The organism is Nitrospirota bacterium (assembly GCA_016178585.1).
Lineage (GTDB): Bacteria > Nitrospirota > Nitrospiria > JACQBW01 > JACQBW01 > JACOTA01.
The window spans coordinates 1-15,904 of sequence record JACOTA010000004.1 but is presented as its reverse complement, the minus strand read 5'-3'; the positions used below and the strand labels follow the sequence as shown (position 1 = coordinate 15,904).

Genomic DNA, 15,904 nt, shown 5'->3' with positions numbered 1-15,904 from the left:
ATCATCTTTTAATCAAAGGATACAATGATTTCAGGAAATCCGCCACTGCTCAAAAAAATAATTGCCAAAATTAAGGCTGACGGGCCCCTTTCGTTTAAAACCTTTATGGAAATGGCCCTTTACGATCCGGAGGGGGGGTATTATTCGTCGTCCAGGGAGCCATTTGGCGTGAAAGGAGATTTCTATACCAGTCCCGGCGTCCATCCCTTATTTGGCAGGATGCTCGCCCGGCAAATTGCGGAAATGGCAGAAGCCTTTCAGGATTCTTCCCATTTTGATCTCGTAGAGATCGGTTCCGGAAACGGGAGCCTTGCGCTCCAGATTTTTGAAACCCTCCGGGAGGACCATCCGGGTATTTTTAAAAAATTGTTCTACTATCTGGTGGAGGCCTCTCCCTCGATGATCCAGAGACAAAAAGAGGCTTTTCAGAGGTTTCCTGAATTTCTAAAAAAATCAAAATGGGTCGCTTTGTTAAAAGAGCTTCCTAAGGTGGAAGGGTGTATTTTTTCAAATGAACTCGTTGATGCGTTTCCGGTTTATCGGGTGGTTTGGAGGAATGGAAAACTTCTCGAAATCCATGTCGATTTTAAAGCGAAGCAACTTGTCGAAGTTCTTTTACCCCCTTCTCTACCTGAAATTGAACGTTATTTCGATTCTTTTAATGTCCATTGGATTGACGGGCAGGAGGCCGAGGTTAATTTAAATGCCATTATTTGGGTTTCGGACGTAGCGGATATTTTAAAAAGAGGCTTTGTTCTGACCATTGACTACGGCGACCTGGCAGAGGGCCTCTATTCGGTTAAAAGGAAAAGAGGGACGTTCTTATGTTATCGGAACCATCAAACCCAATCTGATCCGTATCAATGGGTGGGAGAGCAGGATATGACCTCTCACGTTAATTTTTCAATGCTTCAAAATCAGGGAATGAAAGAGAACCTTTTTCCCCTGGGGTACACCGATCAGTCCCATTTTTTAATCGGCCTTGGAATCATCGATGAGATGGAGCGTTTTGTTCAAACGGTTGACGATCCGATAAAGGACCTTTCCTTTCGAGCCATGAAACATTTAATTCATCCGGAGGGCCTGGGACCTGTTTTTAAAGTTCTTATTCAGCAGAAAGGGATGGGGTCTCTGGAACTAAAAGGTCTCAAATTCTATAGAAAATAGAGGTAAAAACAAAACTCTTGACATTATAGAAGCGTTCCATTAGGATTTTTTTCTGTCTCTAAAATTGGGAACTTTTTTAGTGAAGAAACTGGCTTTGCCAGTGACGGACTTGGGAATGGTCGTAGTTAGACCGGGCAGAACAAGGGGTTCGGGGGCATTGAGAGCGAATTTCTCGAAGACCCCTGAAATAAGAGTAGGTGGGTTATAAAATGCAGGCTGAAAGTTTTTTGCCCGATCATTATTTGCCTATTTTAATATTTGTGTTTGTGGCCATTGCTTTTGGAGGCGTCAGCCTGTTGGCCGGAAAGCTGGTACGCCCCAGCAAGCCCTATAAAGAAAAACTCCTTCCTTATGAAAGCGGTTCCGAACCTTTTTCAGACGCGAGAAAATCCTTTCCTTTCCGTTATTATGTGATCGCTATGTTGTTTGTCATTTTCGACGTCGAAACCATTTTCTTTTTCCCCTGGGCGGTTGTTTTTAAGAAAACTGGGTTTTATACGTTAATTGAAATGATTGTTTTTGTGCTTATTTTGCTGGTCGGGTATTTTTATGCCTGGAAAAAAGGAGCCCTGGAATGGGATTGATGGATCTGCAGTTTGAAACAAATATTATTACGACCTCGCTGGACTCCGTCGTGAACTGGGCCAGAAAGTCTGCTCTATGGCCCATGACCTTTGGATTAGCCTGTTGCGCAATCGAAATGATCGCGTCAGTCTCTTCCCGGTATGATCTTGACCGTTTTGGGGCGGGTGTCTTCAGAGCTTCCCCCCGCCAGTCCGATTTAATGATCGTCGCCGGAACCGTTTGTCGAAAAATGGCCCCTGTAATTCGTAGAATTTACGATCAAATGCCGGAGCCCCGCTATGTCATCTCAATGGGTTCATGCGCCACATCAGGGAATATTTATAATAGTTACAGTGTGGTGCAAGGCGTCGATCAAATTATTCCTGTGGATGTTTATGTTCCCGGGTGCCCTCCAAGGCCGGAGGCTCTTTTCGACGGGATCTTGAAATTACAGGAAAAGATCATGAAGGAAAAAGTTTTCACCAAATAAGCCTTCCCGCGCGAAATAATAAGAAAAAGGTCAAGCTTGCATCCAGATCCTCAGAAAATTAAAGAAGCGTTTCCTCAAATTGTCCAGGAGGCCCAAATTGGGCTCGGGGAACTCACCCTCTTTATTGTAAAAGAAGGAATCGTCTCCTTATGCCGGTATTTGCATGATGATTCTGAAATGCAATTTAATCATATCACCGATATCTGTTCCCTTGATTTTCCGGAAGATGAGGAGAGGTTTGAAGTCGTTTACCATTTTTACTCCATTCCTAAAAACCATCGGATTCGGGTGAAAACCAGAGTTTCTGAGGAAGAGTGTTCCCTCGATTCGATTACCTCCATATGGAAAGGGGCCAACTTCATGGAACGGGAAGTTTACGATATGATGGGAATCCGTTTTGAACACCACCCTGATTTAAGAAGAATTATGATGCCGGAGGATTTTGAAGGCCATCCTCTCCGGAAAGATTTTCCAACGGAGGGGAGAGGGTGGAGGAACACATTCGAGTTCCTCCCCAATAACAGTTAGTTTAAACGGGAAACCATGATTAATAAGGGCGATAACATAACCAAAGACGTGGCGATTGGCGGGAAGCAGATTGAAGCTCCCCATGAAACCAAACCCGTCCTCCGCCGTGAAGAGTTTCTCTTAAACATGGGACCCCAACATCCCAGCACCCATGGCGTGCTTCGGGTGGTTCTGGATCTTGAAGGTGAAAGAATTGTCAAAGCCACGCCAGATTTGGGTTATCTCCATCGCGGCGTTGAAAAACTTTGTGAACTGGAAACCTATAACCAGATTATCCCTATGACCGATCGTCTCGACTATGTCTGTTCGATGACGAACAATTATGCCTTTGTCCGGGCGGTTGAAAAGCTTTTACAGCTCCAGATTCCGGAACGGGCAGAATATATCCGGACCCTGGTTGCGGAAATGATGCGGATTTCGGGCCATTTGTTTTGGCTTGGAACCCAGGCGCTCGATGTCGGCGCCATGACGGTGTTTTTCTTCACCTTCCGTGAGCGGGAAGAAATCCTGGATATGTTTGAAGAGCTTTGCGGCGCTCGTTTAACGATGACTTACTACCGGATTGGAGGGATCGACCGCGATTTAACCCCAAAAATTATTGACCGGTTGAAAAAATTCATCAAAGAGTTTCCTAAAAAAATAAAAGAATACAATACCCTTTTAGAACATAATCGAATCTGGATTTCCCGCACAAAGGATGTTGCCGTGATTTCCGGTGAAGACGCCATTAATTTCGGTTTGACCGGACCTCCCTTGCGAGGGTCGGGGGTCAATTACGATATCCGGAAGGCTGAGCCTTATGGGGTCTATGACAGGCTGGATTGGGAAGTTCCGTTAGGGAAAAACGGCGATACCTACGACCGGTATTGGATTAGAATTCTGGAAATGATTCAATCGGCTCGAATGATTGAACAATGTCTTGAAAAACTTCCGTCAGGTCCGATTCTAGCCAGCAGTCCGATGGTGACTCTCCCGAAAAAAAATCTGGTCATGTCCGATATGGAAAGTTTAATTCATCACTTTCTGGTGGCTTCTAAAGGATTTGATGCGCCGAAAGGGGAGGTTTATTGCGGAACGGAAGTTCCAAAAGGGGAATTAGGCTTCTATATTTATAGCACCGGAGGGAACCGGCCCTATCGACTCAAAATTCGTCCCCCTTCCTTTATCCATATGGGGGCGTTTGATTACATGGCCAGGGGATATATGATCTCGGATATTATTACGATTTTTGGAACGTATGATATCGTCATGGGAGAATGCGACAGATGATCCTGGATGCTGATAACAGGTTATCTACCGCGTTGTCACTGCGAATCCGCATCCTCACGTACTTCTCTGTACGCTCCGGTGCATCTTCTTGTTCCGCCTCGTATATAACCTGTTCTAAGCATCCAGGTTTTTTGAAGGGGAAACTATGATATCGGAAACCAGCCGGAATCAAATTGTGGAAATTATGGGTCATTATCCTCCGGAACAAAAACGGTCCGCGCTTCTTCCAGCGCTCAATATCGCCCAAAAAGAGAACCAGGGACATTTAACCGAAGACCTTATGAAAGAAGTTGCGGATATCCTGGAAATTACGCCATTACAGGTATATGAAGCGGCCACTTTTTACACGATGTATAACCTGAAACCGATCGGTAAATATCATATTCAGGTCTGCAGAACGCTTCCCTGTGCTTTAATGGGGGCGGAAAAGCTTGTCAGTTATTTGGAAGAAAAACTCGGCGTCGAATCGGGAGAAACCACGCCAGATCGACTTTTTACGCTTGCTGAAGTGGAATGTCTGGCTTCATGCGGGACAGCGCCGATGATGCAGATTAACGACGATTATTACGAAAATTTGAACAAAAATAAGGTAGACCAGATATTAGACGATTTAAGGCAAAAGGCAAAATAGATGGAACGCATTCTGTTTAAGAACATGTCTTCACCTGGCTATACCCCCGAAATCGCCTCTTATTTAAAGGCGGGGGGATATCAAGCCCTTGAAAAGGTTTTTTCGGAAAAAATAACTCCCGATCAACTGGTGGAAACCGTCAAAAAATCAGGACTAAGGGGCCGCGGGGGCGCCGGTTTTCCCACGGGAACAAAATGGAGTTTTATTCCTAAAAACCCGGCTCTGACCAAATATCTTTGTGTGAATGCCGACGAAGGTGAACCCGGAACTTTTAAAGACAGGCAGCTCATGGAGCGGGATCCCCATCAAATGTTAGAAGGGATCATTATTTCCTGTTATGCCATCGGAGCCCATACCGCTTATATTTATGTTCGGGGAGAGTTGGTTTATGCCATGAAGGTCCTTGAACAGGCCATTAAAGAAGCGCGGCAAAAAGGGTTTATTGGAAAAAATATTTTAAATAGCGGGTTTGATCTGGACATTTATGTCCATCCTGGAGCCGGCGCCTACATTTGCGGAGAAGAGACCGCTCTCCTGGAGTCCCTTGAAGGAAAAAGAGGAAAACCCCGGTTTAAACCCCCCTTTCCCGCCAATTACGGGTTATATGGCAAGCCGACGGTCGTCAATAATGTTGAAACGCTCAGCAATATTCCTCAAATCGTGATTCGGGGAGGAGAATGGTTTGCCGGAATTGGCGTCGGCAAAAGCACGGGAACCCGTTTATTTTCTTTGAGCGGCCATGTCAAAAAACCCGGGAATTACGAAGTTCCGATGGGAACGACCTTCCGGGAACTGATCTTTGATCTGGGCGGGGGAATTTTAAACGACAAAAAGTTAAAAGCAATTATCCCGGGAGGCGCTTCCGCGTCTGTTTTTACGGAAAAGCACCTTGATGTAAAACTCGATTTTGAAGCGGTTGCTCAGGCGGGGTCGATGCTGGGTTCGGGCGCCGTAACCGTGATGGATGAAGAGACCTGCATGGTCTGGGCGACGCTGAATTTAATGCATTTTTTCTCCCATGAATCGTGCGGCAAATGCACCCCCTGTCGGGAAGGAGCGCCCTGGTTGTATAAAGTCATCCATCGGATTGAGCATGGAGAAGGAAAAATGGAAGACCTCGATCTTTTGGTCGACCTTTGTGGAAATATCGCCGGCAAAACGGTTTGTGCTTTTGGCGAAGCTGAAGTGGCTCCTATTTTGGGAACGTTAAAGTACTTCAAACAGGAATATGAATATCACATTCGTGAAAAAAAATGTCCGGTCAATCATTCCGAGAGACTGGCAACAATCGGATTCCCATGACGACAAACCCGCAAACTAAAAAAATGGTTTCCTTAAAAATTAACGGGCAGGATCTTCAGGTGGAGGAAGGAACTTACCTGATTGCCGCCGCAAAAAAATTAGGAATTGAAGTCCCTCATTTTTGTTATCATCCCCAGCTTGATCCCGATGCCAACTGCCGGATGTGCCTCGTTGAAATCGAAAAAAACCCGAAGCTTCAGACCTCCTGCAGTATGCCGGTGGCCGAAGGGATGGTGGTTCAAACCCATTCTCCCAATGTGATTAAGGCGAGAAACGGCGTCATTGAATTTATTCTTTCCAACCATCCGCTTGATTGTCCGATCTGCGACAAAGGGGGTGAGTGTCATCTCCAGGATTTAAGCCATGAATACAGCAAACAAGGCCGTTTTACGGAAGAAAAAAGAGTTTTTAATAAAGAATATTTCGGCGGTTTTATTGAAAAAGAGATGAACCGTTGCGTCTCCTGCCTCCGGTGCGTCCGGTATTGCGATGAAGTCATGGAGGTAAAAGCCCTGGGTTCGGTGGAACGAGGGGTAAAATCGGAAATTTCAACCTTTGGCCGGCAGGAACTTGATTGTGTCTTTTGCGGGGGATGCGTTCAGATTTGTCCCGTGGGTGCCCTCACCAACCGTTTTTCAATGTATCAATTCCGTCCCTGGGAACTAAAAAAAACAGAAAGCATTTGTCAGCACTGCGCGGACGGCTGCCAGATTACCCTCGAAACGTTTGACAACGTGGTCATGCGTGTTACTTCCGAGTGGGGGGTCGGGCGGAACGAAGGGAACCTCTGCGCCAAAGGGTTTTATGGATACCATTATCTGAATCATAAGGAGAGGCTGACCGCGCCTTTGATTAAAGTTGAAAAGAAATTAGTCAGCGTTTTGTGGGATGAAGCCCTTGATCTGACGGTCCAGAAAATAAATGAAATAAAATCCCGCTACGGCGGTCAGGCCATCGCCGGGCTGATTTCGGCCCGCTGTACCAATGAAGAGGCCTATCTTTTCCAAAAATGGATGCGGTTGGGCATCGGGACGCCCCATATCGACAGCACCGTCCGATACGGCCATATGAATACCGTCATGGCTTTTAAGGAAGCGTTTGGATTCAACCGAATGCTGAATTCGTATGAAGAGCTGGCCCAGGCCAGGGTGATTCTGTTAATCGGGACGGATATGAGTGAAACCAACCCTGTTTCAGCTCTCTACGTAAAAAAAGCGGTGAGAAAGGGCGGTGCGAAAATGATCGTCGTCGACCCCGTTAAAACCAATATGGCCAAACTCGCTTCCGATCATCTTCAGGCTCGCCCTGGCTCCGAAGGAATGGTCATCCTGGGACTCATTAAAGCTATTTTACAGGTTGAGGGAAACCCTTACGCCGCGCATTCTTATGGTCGTCAGTTAAAAGAGGCCACAGACCCCGTGTCTTTCAAGAAAATTGAGGAAATCACCGGAATCCGCGAAACCGTGTATAAAAAAGCAGGCAGTTTGTTGTATCAGACTCAGCCAGGTGTCATTGTTTTCGGCCCGGGCGTGACCTCAGCGAAAAATGGTTATCAAAATGTCAAAAACATGATTGATCTTGCCTGGGTGTCTGGCAAATTAGACCAGCCGGGTTCCGGGTTGAACCCGCTCTGTTATGAAAATAATGAGCAAGGGGTAGTTGAAATGGGGGGTGTCCCTGAATTTCTCCCCGGCTTAATGGAGGTCAATGACCCTTCTGCTCAAAAACGTTATTCCGGTCTATGGCATGGGACCCCGGTTTTTCAAAAGGGCGCCACGCTCCCGGAAATGATTAAAAAAATCAATCGCGGTGAAATAAAAATGCTTTACATCGTCGGTGAAAACCCGATCGACAGCCTTCCGGCGTCTTTAAACGCCCGGGAAGCATTTTCAAAACTTGAATTTTTGGTCTGTCAGGATCTCTTTATGAATTCAACCATGGCGATGGCCGATGTGGTCTTTCCGGCCTGTAGTTTCGTGGAAAAAGAGGGAAGCTATACGAATATGGAAGGCCGTGCCCAGAGAATCCGGAAGGCCCTTAAGCCGGCCGGAGAAAGCCTTTCAGACTGGGAAATTTTTTCAACCGTTTCCACGCGGTCGGGATTCCCCCTGGTATATGAAAATGTCAATGCCATCCGGAAAGAAATTAAAAAAGCGATTCCTGATTATTACCGCGCCCTTCCTGTCGGGCCGGAACAAAGGCAGTTAATTGAAACAAGAAAAAAGAGTTATTTTGAAGAAACGGCTGGCTTAACCTTGAAAGAGCGTTATCAGATGGAAGAGCCGGCTTCTGCTTCCCCGGAACAGTGGGCCCTGTTGATCCGGCCGGTTCTTTATCATTCGGGAAAGCTTTCACGCCATGCGGATGGGTTGATGAAACTTTATCCTGACGGGTCGTTGATCATGAACCCTGCCGATGGAAAAAAGATAGGGGTGCAGGCGGGAGAGAGGGTTCGTGTAAAATCGGAATTGGGTCAAATGGAAGTGAGGGTTAAATTTGATCCCGCCTATCCCCCCGGCCTGGCCTTTTATCCTCAGCATTTATCAGATCCGAATCTAAGGGATTTAATTCAATGCCAGGTCGACCCTGAAACCGATGTCCCTTATTTCAAACTGGGTCATGTAGAGATCGAAAAAAGATGATGGTTAAAAACAGCGAACAACGTGAGCGAGAGAGGGAGGCTCCATCTGGCTTTGCCAGTGGAGGGGGCGACGTGAGCCCCTTAGGATAGATGGCTGAGACTTTCATACACCTTGCGGTGATTTTACTTCAGATTGTTGTGGTTCTTGCCGTTGTTCTGGGTCATGTGGCCTATCTGACGTATGCCGAGCGAAAAATCTTAAGTTTCATGCAGGACCGTCTCGGACCTATGGAGGTGGGACCGCATGGCCTTCTCCAGCCGATTGCAGACGGCCTGAAGCTTTTTTTTAAGGAAGATATCGTTCCCGCCGGAGCCAACAAATTTATTTTCAGCATCGCCCCGATTATTTCGCTCGTTCCCGCCCTGATCGGGTTTGCGATTATCCCTTTTAATGAATCCCCAACCGGTCCCGCCGGGATAATTCATCCTTATATCACCGATATCAATATTGGCGTCTTGTATATTCTTGCCTTTAGTTCAGTCGGCGCTTACGGAATTTTGTTGGGAGGTTGGGCGTCCAACAGCAAATACGCTCTTCTGGGAGGGTTACGGTCGGCGGCTCAGGTCATTAGTTATGAACTTACCATGGGTCTTTCCATCGTGGGTGTCATTTTAATGGCCCAATCTTTGAGCATGGTGGAGATTACCCTTGCGCAGAAAGATCACTGGTTTATTCTTTTTCAGCCCGTCGCTTTTGTTCTTTATATTATTTCCGGGCTGGCCGAAACAAACCGGCTGCCCTTTGATTTGCCGGAAGCGGAAAGCGAGCTCGTGGCGGGATGGTTCACCGAATATAGTGGAATGAGATTCGCCTTTTATTTCCTGGCAGAATATGCCAACATGATCATTGTTTCAAGCATTGGCGCAGTCCTGTTTCTTGGCGGTTGGCAGGCGCCCTTTCACTTCCTCGAAGTGATCTCGCCTTTTAAATTTATTTCACCGTTTATATGGTTTATTTTAAAAGTTTATTTCATCCTTTTTTTCTTTATCTGGTTAAGGGGAACGGTTCCAAGGCTTCGTTATGATCAGCTCATGAAATTGGGCTGGAAAATCATGCTCCCGATCGCGTTTATCAACGTGGCCGTTACAGCCCTGGTCGTTTATTGGGTTAATTAAACTATTTCCTGCTCAACTTGTCATTGCGAGGAGAAAACGACGAAGCAATCCAGAAAAACGAGATTGCCGCGCCCTTTGGGCTCGCAATGACACAATTATGAAGAGATAAGACTATGATCAAAAAATTTTTGCATCAAATCATGTTTATCGAAATTCTTCAGGGAATGGTTCTGACCCTGAAACACTTGATCATCAAAAGGCCGATTACGTTCCAATATCCCCATGAAAAAAGAGAGTTGCCGGATGGTTATCGCGGAATCCTCGTTCAACTTCGTTATGATGATGGAACGGAAAAATGCGTCGGGTGCTCCCTTTGTGAAGCCGCCTGTCCTTCCCGCTGTATTAAGGTGATTAGCGATGAAGTCGATGGAAACCCTTTACAGCGATATGCCAAGGAATATATTTTTGACCTGTCCAAATGCGTCTTTTGCGCTTTTTGTGTCGCCGCCTGCCCGGTGGATGCCCTTGCAATGTCGAAATTTTACGAATTTTCGACCACCAACAAAAGAGACCTGATTTTAAATAAAGAAAAAATGCTGGAAATGGGGGACAAAGCGTTCCCTGTCCGCCAAAAAAGATTTGTGCCGGATAAAAAATATCTCAATATCTTTAATTTGGGTAAAAAGAATTTTCCTCCTGTCCATCAAAAATCATAAAGATAAAGATGGATGGTCTCGTAAAAAGTCGTCATTCCCGCGAAAGCGGGAATTTAGGGAGAGCATAATTAAAAAGGAAAGAATCGCATGACGCTTGTCTTTTTTAGCTATTTTGCCGCCGTGATCATTATTTCCGGGATCTTAGTGATTTCGCTTTCTAATCCCGTTTATTCTGTTTTAAACCTTTTGGTGATGTTTTTTCACGTCGCGGGAATTTACATTCTCCTCAATGCTGAATTTATCGCCGCGGTCCAGATTATCGTCTATGCCGGCGCTATCCTCGTCTTATATCTTTTTGTCGTGATGTTGCTTAATCTTTCCGGAAAAGAAAAATCGCATACCCCTCAGGTCCTTGTCGGATCTTTTATCGGGCTTGCCCTTTTCGTTGAGGTCGTTGTTTTTTTTAACCGGTCCAGTTTTTCCGGGACTGCCGGTTCAGATACCGTCGAAAAAATTCAAACCATTGGAAATACCCGGGCAATAGGGGAATCTCTATTTACGACCTATTTATGGCCATTTGAAATTGCCTCTCTCGTCCTATTGGCAGCGATGATTGGGGCCATCGTGCTCTCTAAAAATGGAATACTAAGAGACCAGTGGAGCGAGAAAAAGGAGTAAAGTGTGAAATGGTACCTTTAAGTTACTACATCATCTTATCATCGATTCTCTTCATGCTCGGCGTCGCCGGTGTTTTGATCCGGCGTAATATCGTGACGATCCTCCTTTCCATTGAAATGATGCTCAATGCCACCAACATTAACTTTGTGGCGTTTTCTCATTATCTCCATAATATTACCGGCCAGGTTTTCGTATTTTTCGTTCTGTCCGTCGCCGCGGCGGAAGTGGTGATCGGTCTGGCCATCATCATCGCGCTCTATAAAAACCATAAGACCCTTAATGTTGACCAGATTAACCTGATGAAATGGTAAAATGAACCTCTATACGCTCATTCCCTTGTTCCCCTTCCTGGCCTTTTTGTTCATCGGTCTGTTTGAAAAGCAGATGAACGGAAAAAGTCATTGGATTGCTGTTCCGGCGGTCATTGCCTCCTTTTTCTTTTCGGTCAAACTCTTTCTTGAAATTTATCCGGACAAAGAAATCTACATCACCTGGTATCAGTGGATTTCTTCAGGAACTTTTAACGTTTCCATTGGGATGCAGGCGGATGCCCTGACCGCGGCCATGCTCCTTTTGGTGACCACGGTCAGCTCTTTGGTGCACCTCTATACCGTTGGGTATATGCACGGGGACCGGGGCTATGACCGGTTTTTTGCCTATATCGCCTTGTTTACTTTTTCAATGATCATGCTCGTCATGGCAAATAACTTCCTTCAATTGTATGTCTTTTGGGAGGCGGTCGGGCTTTGTTCCTATCTTTTGATTGCCCATTGGTATGAAAAAGAAACCGCCTATAAGGCGGCGACCAAAGCGTTTGTCGTCAATCGTGTGGGTGATTTTGGATTTGGCGTTGGGATCCTTTTGATCTTTTCCCTTTTTGGTTCACTCGACTATAAAACGGTCTTTTCCCGTTTAAACGAGCAGGCGGGTCAAACCATGAACCTCCTGGGGTGGATGGGCAGTGTTTGGAATGTGGATGTCCTGACCTTAATCGCCGTTCTCTTGTTTATCGGCGCTATGGGAAAATCGGCTCAGTTTCCGCTCCACACCTGGCTGCCGGACGCCATGGAAGGTCCCACCCCGATATCGGCGTTAATTCATGCGGCAACGATGGTTACCGCGGGCGTCTTTATGGTCGCAAGAATGCACCCGATTTATAATCTTTCCCCGGATGCGCAACATTTTATCATGATCATCGGGGCCGTCACCGCTTTTATGGCGGCCTATATTGCCTTGACTCAAAATGATATTAAAAGAATCGTGGCGTATTCAACCCTCAGCCAGCTGGGCTATATGATGCTTGCCTGCGGCGCGGGGGCTTACACCGCTGGGATTTTCCATTTACTGACCCATGGCGCTTTTAAGGCCCTTCTATTTTTAGGGTGCGGAAGCGTCATTCACGCCATGGCAGGAGAACAGGACTTAAGAAAAATGGGGGGGTTAAAGCCCTATATGCCGGTAACCTACTGGACCTTTCTCATGGGAGCGATTGCCCTTTCCGGGATTCCTCCTTTTTCAGGATTCTTCAGTAAAGATGAAATTTTGTGGCAGGTTTTTAACGCCGGTTTCGGAGGGGGGGTCTTTTGGGGGGTTGGCACCCTGATCGCCTTTATGACCGCTTTTTATACCTTCCGGTTGATTTTTTCCGTCTTTCATGGCCCTTACAGGGGCGATCCGGAGGTGAAGCATCACCTCCATGAGTCTCCCTGGACGATTACGCTCCCCTTAATTGTTTTAGCCGTTTTATCGGTTTCGGTCGGGTGGGTTGGAATTCCCCTTGAAGGAATGAATTTAATCGAACCCTTTCTGGGGCATGTTCTTGGCGAGCCTGCCAGGGAAATGGCGCTGGACTTACAGCCGTTCCTGGTCGGCATTGCGATGACCATGGGTTTAGCGGGGATTGCCCTGGCCTATGTCTTTTACGTGAAGAGCGTCGCCCTTCCTCAAAGGATTTCAACCTCGATGAAGGGGTTATACACGCTTTCGTTAAATAAATTTTATATTGACGAAATTTATGACAGGCTTTTTGTCCGGTCTTCTATCGCGTTTGCGAAGTCGCTCTGGAAAGGGTTTGATGTTTTAATCGTTGATGGCCTGGTTAACGGTGTCGCAAAATCGCTCCAAAACTGGGGGAAACAGATGCGCTACCTTCAGTCGGGCCAGCTTCAACATTATGCCCTGGTCATGGCCATGGGGGTTTTTATAATCGTCAGTATTTATTTGTTTTTGTAGCAGGCTGCGGAAACACGCCTGGGTGTGTCATTGCGAGGAGCCAAAAGCGACGAAGCAATCTTGGATTGCCACGCTCCCGTTGGTCGTATGCAATGACAGACAACGAGATTAAATACGTTTGTATTAATATGAGCACTTAAAGGGATAAAAAACGGCAAATGGAAGAAATTATTTATAATTCATCGGGAATTTCAATCTTAAGCTGGGTGGTCTTTTTCCCGCTCCTTGGCGTTCTATTCATTTTATTTATTAAAAATGAATACCTTGTCCGTTCCCTTGCCCTTGGAACCAGTCTCGTGGATCTGGTCCTGTCGATTCCAATTTTGATCCACTTTGATGCCTCTACTTATCGAATGCAGCTGGGTGAGACTCACCCGTGGATTCCCCAATTTCATATCAATTATACTCTGGGTGTTGACGGGATAAGCATCTGGCTGATTTTACTGACGACCTTGCTAACGCCAATCTGCATTCTCTGTTCCTGGCACGCGGTTGAAAAAAGAGTCAAAGAGTTCATGATCAGCATCCTTTTTATGGAAACGGCCATGCTGGGCGTCTTTATGGCGCTCGATTTTGTCCTGTTTTATGTCTTCTGGGAAGCGATGCTGATCCCAATGTATTTGATTATCGGGGTCTGGGGCGGTCCGAACCGGCTTTATGCCGCGATCAAATTTTTCCTCTATACCCTGGCCGGAAGCCTCCTTCTTTTAATCGCTATTATTGCCTTATATTTTATCGGCGGAGAGACGTTTGATATCCTGGCTTTAATGCACGGTCATTATAGTTCCGCCGTTCAGTTCTGGATTTTCTGGGCTTTTTTCCTGGCCTTTGCGATTAAGGTCCCGATGTTTCCTTTTCACACCTGGCTGCCGGACGCCCATGTCGAAGCCCCCACCGCCGGGAGCGTCATTCTTGCGTCGGTTTTGCTGAAAATGGGAACCTATGGGTTTTTAAGGTTTTGCCTTCCCCTTGCTCCGGGTGCGTCCCATGCCTACACGCCCGCCATTTTCATTCTTTCGGCCTTCGCCATCCTTTACGGAGCCTTTATGGCAATGGCCCAAACCGATTTAAAAAAATTGATTGCCTATTCCAGCGTCAGTCATATGGGTTTTGTCACACTGGGCATTTTTGCGATGAATATCCAGGGGGTTGAAGGAGCCATCCTTCAAATGATCAATCATGGCATTACGACCGGCGCGCTTTTTCTTTGCGTGGGAATGATCTACGACCGGACGCATTCCAGGCTCATTTCCGATTATGGGGGAATTGCCAAAAATATGCCCGTTTATGCGACGATGCTCGTCATTTTTTCTCTTTCGTCGCTCGGCTTGCCGGGAACCAACAGTTTTATCGGAGAGTTTCTTGTTTTGGTCGGGAGCTTTTTGTCGAATAAGCTCATCGGGGTGATTGCCACCTTCGGAATAATCTGGGCCGCGGTTTATATGCTCTGGATGCTTCAAAGGGTCCTTTTTGGAAATATTACGAAAGAAAGCAATTCCCTTCTTCCGGATATCACCTTAAGGGAACTTTCAACTCTGGTTCCCCTGCTCATTCTCGTTTTTTATATTGGTGTCTACCCGAATCCTTTTCTAAATATGATGCACGCGTCCGTCAATCATCTGTTGGAGCAGGTCAGTGTGCAGTCTGCTTATGCTTTTTCCTGGAAGGAATTAATCCACTCCCTGTTTCATCTATCGTAAGTGAGGATCTGGCTTTGCCAGTCCGAACGGGGGGTTCGGGGGCATCGGTTTTCTTACTGAAGTAACCTCCGTTGAAGAACTTCCTGCAAATCGCGTCGTCCATCAAAAATCGCAAAGACAAAGACTCTTTTGTCAATGATGAAGTAAAGAATGCGATAGGGTTTAAAGAAAATTTCCCGATATTCATAAATGCCAATCTCTTTTAGTTCAGGGACAATTCGTCCCCGCCTTGGGATAGTTTTCAGACCGAGAACGATTTTTTTAATCTGTTTGTAAATCTGATCCGCGCGTTCTGAAGAGTCGTGAATTTCAATGTATTCGACGATATTATCGAGGTCGTTCATTGCGTCAAATGTGACAAATACCTGCCCGTCAGGCATAACGTTTTTTTCTCTTTTCAATTATCTTGAATGCTTCGGTGGCAGATTTGACATTTTTGCGTTCGACCGATTTTCGCCCCAGTGCGACAATTTTTAACAGGTCTAGAGACTCTTTCATGTTTTGATATGATTCGATATCCTGAATTACCATTTTGCCCTCGCCGTTATGGGTAATAATCATCGGGCGGTGGGTTTTGGACACGGTAGATAAAATATCGGCCGCGTTCGTTTTCATGTATGTTACCGGTTTGATTGTTTCCTTTAAATTCATAGGTGACCTCCTTCGGACTAAATTATGGCCTTTATTTGGTGAAAAGTCAACAAATGCTCATGTTTGAATAGGTCTATTAACACAGTCTCATAAAACTTTGTCGCCAGGTTTTCAGGATAACTAAAATGAAAATTATCGTAAAAATGAAGTAAACTTTTTGGGAAAACCTTGTCTAATGCCAATAAATGTAAAAAAATGAGTAACTACTCAGGAGTGTCAGGGAGGAAAAAGCATTTCAGGCAAGTACGGTTGACCTGTCAGGGACTGGGAAATGGATTGCAAGAGGTTCCAGCCGTTTTTACGAGCTGTGGATAGGTAGCTTCTGATGCGGGCAAAGTT

The 15,904-nt window shown here is 46.0% G+C and carries 16 protein-coding genes; 14 read left to right on the top strand and 2 right to left on the bottom strand.

Going from position 1 to position 15,904, the window contains the following annotated elements:
• Nucleotides 1-24 precede the first annotated feature (24 nt).
• The 14 genes from HYR79_00350 (at nt 25) to HYR79_00285 (ending at nt 14,914) form a co-directional block, all read left to right on the top strand.
• Nucleotides 25-1,167: an SAM-dependent methyltransferase gene (locus HYR79_00350; protein ID MBI1820136.1), complete on the top strand. Its 1,143-nt coding sequence runs from the start codon at nt 25-27 to the stop codon at nt 1,165-1,167.
• Nucleotides 1,168-1,376: 209 nt separating this feature from the next.
• Nucleotides 1,377-1,751, top strand: a complete 375-nt coding sequence (ndhC, locus tag HYR79_00345) for an NADH-quinone oxidoreductase subunit A (protein ID MBI1820135.1) — start codon at nt 1,377-1,379, stop codon at nt 1,749-1,751.
• Nucleotides 1,742-2,221 carry an NADH-quinone oxidoreductase subunit B gene (locus HYR79_00340; protein ID MBI1820134.1) on the top strand — a complete coding sequence of 160 codons (480 nt, stop codon included), beginning with the start codon at nt 1,742-1,744 and terminating at the stop codon, nt 2,219-2,221. The genes ndhC and HYR79_00340 overlap by 10 nt, the downstream gene beginning before the upstream one ends.
• Before the next feature lie 36 nt (nt 2,222-2,257).
• A complete protein-coding gene (locus HYR79_00335; GenBank protein MBI1820133.1) occupies nt 2,258-2,749 on the top strand; it encodes an NADH-quinone oxidoreductase subunit C in 492 nt (163 codons plus the stop codon).
• 15 nt (nt 2,750-2,764) lie between these two features.
• Nucleotides 2,765-4,018, top strand: coding sequence for an NADH dehydrogenase (quinone) subunit D (gene nuoD, locus HYR79_00330; protein MBI1820132.1), 1,254 nt, complete (start codon nt 2,765-2,767; stop codon nt 4,016-4,018).
• 145 nt (nt 4,019-4,163) lie between these two features.
• Entirely contained in the window at nt 4,164-4,649 is a 486-nt protein-coding gene (gene nuoE, locus HYR79_00325; GenBank protein ID MBI1820131.1) for an NADH-quinone oxidoreductase subunit NuoE, read from the top strand.
• Nucleotides 4,650-5,951 (top strand): NADH-quinone oxidoreductase subunit NuoF, encoded by a 1,302-nt coding sequence (gene nuoF / locus HYR79_00320; GenBank protein MBI1820130.1) that lies wholly within the window; start codon nt 4,650-4,652, stop codon nt 5,949-5,951. It begins immediately after the preceding gene.
• Nucleotides 5,948-8,593 carry an NADH-quinone oxidoreductase subunit NuoG gene (gene nuoG / locus HYR79_00315; GenBank protein ID MBI1820129.1) on the top strand — a complete coding sequence of 882 codons (2,646 nt, stop codon included), beginning with the start codon at nt 5,948-5,950 and terminating at the stop codon, nt 8,591-8,593. The genes nuoF and nuoG overlap by 4 nt, the downstream gene beginning before the upstream one ends.
• Before the next feature lie 89 nt (nt 8,594-8,682).
• Nucleotides 8,683-9,708, top strand: a complete 1,026-nt coding sequence (gene nuoH, locus HYR79_00310; protein ID MBI1820128.1) for an NADH-quinone oxidoreductase subunit NuoH — start codon at nt 8,683-8,685, stop codon at nt 9,706-9,708.
• 113 nt (nt 9,709-9,821) lie between these two features.
• The gene (gene nuoI / locus HYR79_00305; GenBank protein MBI1820127.1) at nt 9,822-10,364 is read left to right on the top strand and encodes an NADH-quinone oxidoreductase subunit NuoI; all 543 of its coding nucleotides are present in this window, start codon (nt 9,822-9,824) and stop codon (nt 10,362-10,364) included.
• 87 nt (nt 10,365-10,451) lie between these two features.
• Nucleotides 10,452-10,982 carry an NADH-quinone oxidoreductase subunit J gene (locus HYR79_00300; GenBank protein MBI1820126.1) on the top strand — a complete coding sequence of 177 codons (531 nt, stop codon included), beginning with the start codon at nt 10,452-10,454 and terminating at the stop codon, nt 10,980-10,982.
• 8 nt (nt 10,983-10,990) lie between these two features.
• The gene (nuoK, locus tag HYR79_00295) at nt 10,991-11,293 is read left to right on the top strand and encodes an NADH-quinone oxidoreductase subunit NuoK (GenBank protein MBI1820125.1); all 303 of its coding nucleotides are present in this window, start codon (nt 10,991-10,993) and stop codon (nt 11,291-11,293) included.
• Nucleotide 11,294: 1 nt separating this feature from the next.
• Entirely contained in the window at nt 11,295-13,214 is a 1,920-nt protein-coding gene (gene nuoL, locus HYR79_00290) for an NADH-quinone oxidoreductase subunit L (GenBank protein ID MBI1820124.1), read from the top strand.
• A 158-nt stretch (nt 13,215-13,372) separates the two neighbouring features.
• Nucleotides 13,373-14,914 (top strand): NADH-quinone oxidoreductase subunit M, encoded by a 1,542-nt coding sequence (locus HYR79_00285; protein ID MBI1820123.1) that lies wholly within the window; start codon nt 13,373-13,375, stop codon nt 14,912-14,914.
• Between the two features lie 53 nt (nt 14,915-14,967).
• Here the strand turns inward: HYR79_00285 and HYR79_00280 are convergent, their stop codons facing one another.
• Nucleotides 14,968-15,294, bottom strand: a complete 327-nt coding sequence (locus HYR79_00280; GenBank protein MBI1820122.1) for a type II toxin-antitoxin system RelE/ParE family toxin — start codon at nt 15,292-15,294, stop codon at nt 14,968-14,970.
• Entirely contained in the window at nt 15,287-15,565 is a 279-nt protein-coding gene (locus HYR79_00275; GenBank protein MBI1820121.1) for a type II toxin-antitoxin system Phd/YefM family antitoxin, read from the bottom strand. The genes HYR79_00280 and HYR79_00275 overlap by 8 nt, the downstream gene beginning before the upstream one ends.
• Between the last annotated feature and the right edge of the window lie 339 nt (nt 15,566-15,904).